At 69.2% G+C, this 4,000-nt stretch carries 2 protein-coding genes and 1 pseudogene; 2 read left to right on the forward strand and 1 reads right to left on the reverse strand.

Annotated elements, in window-relative coordinates; translation table 11 throughout:
- Window positions 1–292 precede the first annotated feature (292 nt).
- Window positions 293–2,644 (forward strand): Tex family protein, encoded by a 2,352-nt coding sequence (locus tag L995_RS15945; protein ID WP_047472591.1) that lies wholly within the window; start codon window positions 293–295, stop codon window positions 2,642–2,644.
- A 28-nt stretch (window positions 2,645–2,672) separates the two neighbouring features.
- Entirely contained in the window at window positions 2,673–3,512 is an 840-nt protein-coding gene (locus L995_RS15950; RefSeq protein WP_047472593.1) for an HDOD domain-containing protein, read from the forward strand.
- A gap of 15 nt (window positions 3,513–3,527) precedes the next feature.
- Here L995_RS15950 and L995_RS15955 read toward each other — a convergent pair.
- Window positions 3,528–4,000, reverse strand: a pseudogene (locus L995_RS15955) (SEL1-like repeat protein); the annotation flags it as partial.

Here is a 4,000-nt window from a genome sequence, read left to right on the forward strand (position 1 = left end):
CGGCCTTGCGCGGTGCCGGTGTGCGGCCGGCAGGCGCGGGCGGCGGGGCAGGGGCCGATGGTGGGGGAGAACCGAACAGATCGTCTTGCATTCGAAGCTGGTGATTGTGGCAGAGGGTGCCTGCCGCAGGGCCCCGGCAAAAGCAGGCAGTGGATTGATTTTGCAAGCCCTTGAATTCATTGGCCTGCAAGAAATGCTTGCATTTGCGGGTCGGCCGTGAGCGGCCCGGCCCGAATCGCGTGTGGCACACTTGGCCGCTTTTCCGGATTCCACGCCACGGGGCGCCTCTCGAATGCAAAAAATCATTGCCCAAATCGCCGCAGAACTGAATGTCAAGCCGCAGCAGGTGGGTGCCGCGGTCGAATTGCTTGATGGCGGAGCCACGGTTCCGTTCGTCGCGCGCTACCGCAAGGAAGTCACGGGCGGACTGGACGACGCGCAGCTGCGCCAGCTCGACGAACGCCTGGGCTACCTGCGCGAGCTGGAGGACCGCCGGGGCGCGGTGCTCAAGGCCATCGACGAGCAGGGCAAGCTGACCGACGCGCTGCGCCTGGCCATTGCCAATGCGCCCACCAAGCAGGAGCTGGAGGACATCTACCTGCCCTTCAAGCAAAAGCGCCGCACCAAGGGACAGATCGCCAAGGAATTCGGCATCGAGCCGCTGGCCGACAAGCTGTTTGCCGACCCCACGCTGGACCCGCACAAGGAGGCCGAGGCCTTCTGCAAGCCGGCCACCACCCTGGACGACGGCAAGCCGGGCCCTGATTTCTCGACCACGTTGGCCGTGCTCGATGGTGTGCGCGACATCCTGTCGGAGCGCTGGGCCGAAGACCCGGCCCTGGTGCAGAAGCTGCGCGAATGGCTGTGGGAAGACGGCCTGCTGCGCTCCAAGAAGGTCGAATCCAAGAACGAGAACGACCCCGAGGTCGCCAAGTTCCGCGACTATTTCGAATACGACGAGCCCATCGGCCGCGTGCCTTCGCACCGCGCGCTGGCGGTGTTCCGCGGCCGCGCGCTGGAAATCCTCGAGGCCAAGCTGGTCCAGCCCGTGGAGCCCGAGCCCGGCCAGCCCAGCCTGGCCGAAGGCAAGATTGCCCTGCACCTGGGCTGGAGCCACGCCAAGCGCGCCAGCGACGACCTGATCCGCAAGTGCGTGGCCTGGACCTGGCGCGTCAAGCTCAGCCTGTCCACCGAGCGCGACCTGTTCTCGCGCCTGCGCGAAGACGCCGAGAAGGTGGCCATCAAGGTCTTTGGCGACAACCTGCGCGACCTGCTGCTGGCCGCCCCTGCGGGGCAGCGCGCCGTCATCGGCCTGGACCCGGGCATCCGCACGGGCGTCAAGGTGGCCGTGGTGGACAGCACGGGCAAGCTGGTGGACACCACCACCATCTACCCGCACGAGCCGCGCCGCGACTGGGACGGCTCGCTGGCCGTGCTGGCCCGCCTGGTCGAAAAGCACCAGATCAACCTGATCGCCATCGGCAACGGCACGGCCAGCCGCGAGACCGACAAGCTGGCCGCCGACCTGATCAAGATCGCCAGCAAGGCCGACCGCCAGATCGAGAAGGTCGTGGTCAGCGAGGCTGGCGCTTCTGTGTATTCCGCCAGCGAGTTCGCCTCGCAGGAAATGCCCGACGTGGACGTGAGCCTGCGCGGGGCCGCCAGCATTGCGCGCCGCCTGCAGGACCCGCTGGCCGAGCTGGTCAAGATCGACCCCAAGAGCATTGGCGTGGGCCAGTACCAGCACGACGTGAACCAGAGCGAGCTGGCGCGCCAGCTCGACGCCGTGGTCGAGGACTGCGTGAACTCCGTGGGCGTGGACCTGAACACGGCCTCGGCGCCGCTGCTGTCGCGCGTCTCGGGCCTGTCGGGTAGCGTGGCCAAGTCGGTGGTGCGCTGGCGCGATGCCAACGGCTCCTTCAGGAGCCGCAAGCAGCTGATGGACGTGGCCGGCCTGGGCGCCAAGACCTTCGAGCAGGCGGCGGGCTTTCTGCGCATCCGCGGCGGCGACAATCCGCTGGACATGACGGGCGTGCACCCGGAAACCTACCCGGTGGTCGAACGCATCATTGCCACCACGGGCAAGAGCGTGGACCAGCTCATGGGCCGCTCCGAAGTGCTCAAGGGCCTGAAGGCCGAGCAGTTCGTGAGCGAGCAGTTCGGTGCCATCACCGTCAAGGACATCCTGGGCGAGCTGGAAAAGCCCGGCCGCGATCCGCGTCCGGACTTCGTCGTGGCCCGTTTCAATGACGGGGTGGAGGACATCAAGGACCTCAAGGAAGGCATGACGCTGGAGGGCACGGTCAGCAACGTGGCCCAGTTCGGCGCCTTCGTGGACCTGGGCGTGCACCAGGACGGCCTGGTCCACGTCAGCCAGATGAGCCACAAGTTCGTCGAGGACGCGCGCGAGGTGGTCAAGACCGGCCAGATCGTCAAGGTCAAGGTGCTGGAGGTCGATGTGGCGCGCAAGCGCATCAGCCTGACCATGAAGCTCGATGCGGCACCGGCCCTGCGCGACGGCCCCCGTGACAACCGCTTCGAGAGCGCAGGCCGCGGCAGCCAGGGCGGGCAGCGCCGCGCGCCCGAGCCGGTGCAGCAATCGGCCATGGCCTCGGCCTTCGCCAAGCTGCAGACCCGCAAGTAGTCCCGCGCACGGCAAGGCAGGAAACGCGATGGCTGCGCATGCACTGGACCTGCAGACGCTGTTGGCACAGGCCCTGGCCCTGCCGGCGCAGCCGCGCATCGTGGCCTTGCTGCTGCGCGAGCTGGTGCCCGAGCAGCCCAGCCTGCGCCGGCTGAGCCAGCTCTTCGCAGCCGATCCTGCGCTGGCCGCCGGGCTGCTGGCCCAGGCCAACGGCCCGGTGTTCGGCATGGGGGGACGTGTCACCGGCATTCCCGAGGCGCTGGCCCTGCTGGCGCCCGCGCAGCTGCGCCAGATCGTGCGGGGCATACCGCTGGGCGTGGGCGCCCATGCCGTGCCGGGCATGGCCATGCCGGCCTTCTGGCGCTACAGCGTGGAAGCCGCCCGCGTGGCGCGAGCGCTGGCCGGCACCGTGCAGGCCAGCCCCACGGCGGCCTATGCCGCAGGGCTGATGCATGGCCTGGGGGAGCTGGCCATGCACATGATCGACCCCGGCCGCGCCGCCACCATCACCGAACTGGTCGGCCCGCTGGACCCGCGTCGCGCCGAGCTGGAAATGCGGCTGTGCGGCTACACATACAGCCATGTCAGTGCGGGCCTGGCCCGCCGCTGGAACCTTCCGCCGCTGCTGGCCGATGCGCTGCAGCACCTGTACGCGCCGCTGGCCCAGCCGGGCTTCGATCCGCTGGCCTGCGTGCTGCACATCGCTGCCTGGCGCGCCCGCTCGCGCGAGGCGCAGTGGGACGAGCGTGCCCTGGCCGTGAGCTTTCCCGGCGAAGTGGGCGTGGCCCTGGGCCTGGACATCGACATGGTCCTGCGTCAGGACCCGGTGGACTGGATGGCCGACACCGGCCTGGACGTGGTGCTGTAGCGCCTCGCTCCTGCCTCAGTGCCTGTGCCAGGGCGCCGGCACCATGTCGAACAGCGGCGTGGGATCGCGCCGGTAGGGCGCGGGGCTGACGGGCGCCATGGGCTGCATGGTCATGGGGTCTATGCGCGCCAGCTGCTGCATCCATCCGATGTCCACGCCGCCGCCCGGTGCGGGGCGCGAGTAGATCAGCTCCAGCATGCGACGCGATGCCACATGGCCGTGGGATGCGGCCTGCTGGTACAGGCGCAGCGCCTCGGTGTAGTTGGCCGGCACGCCGTCGCCGCGATGGTAGCGCTGCGCCTGCTCCCATTGCTGCTGGGCCGTGACGGGCTGGCGCACCTGGATGTCCTGCTCGTTGGGCGCTCCACTCAGCTGCGGCGTGCGCTGCATGGCCTGCGGCCCCTGCGCTGCAGGCGTGGAGCTGCCCTGCGCCGACACCAGCTGGCCTGCGGGCCGCAGGCGCTCGCCCAGCATCTGTGCATTGGTCG

It is taken from the genome of Delftia sp. ZNC0008, from assembly GCF_000799035.1.
GTDB lineage: Bacteria > Pseudomonadota > Gammaproteobacteria > Burkholderiales > Burkholderiaceae_C > Comamonas > Comamonas tsuruhatensis.

Coding starts and splice junctions, on each gene's coding strand:
- L995_RS15950 (WP_047472593.1), top strand. CDS start 2,673: ATGGCTGCGCATGCACTGGACCTGCAGACGCTGTTGGCACAGGCCCTG.
- L995_RS15945 (WP_047472591.1), top strand. CDS start 293: ATGCAAAAAATCATTGCCCAAATCGCCGCAGAACTGAATGTCAAGCCG.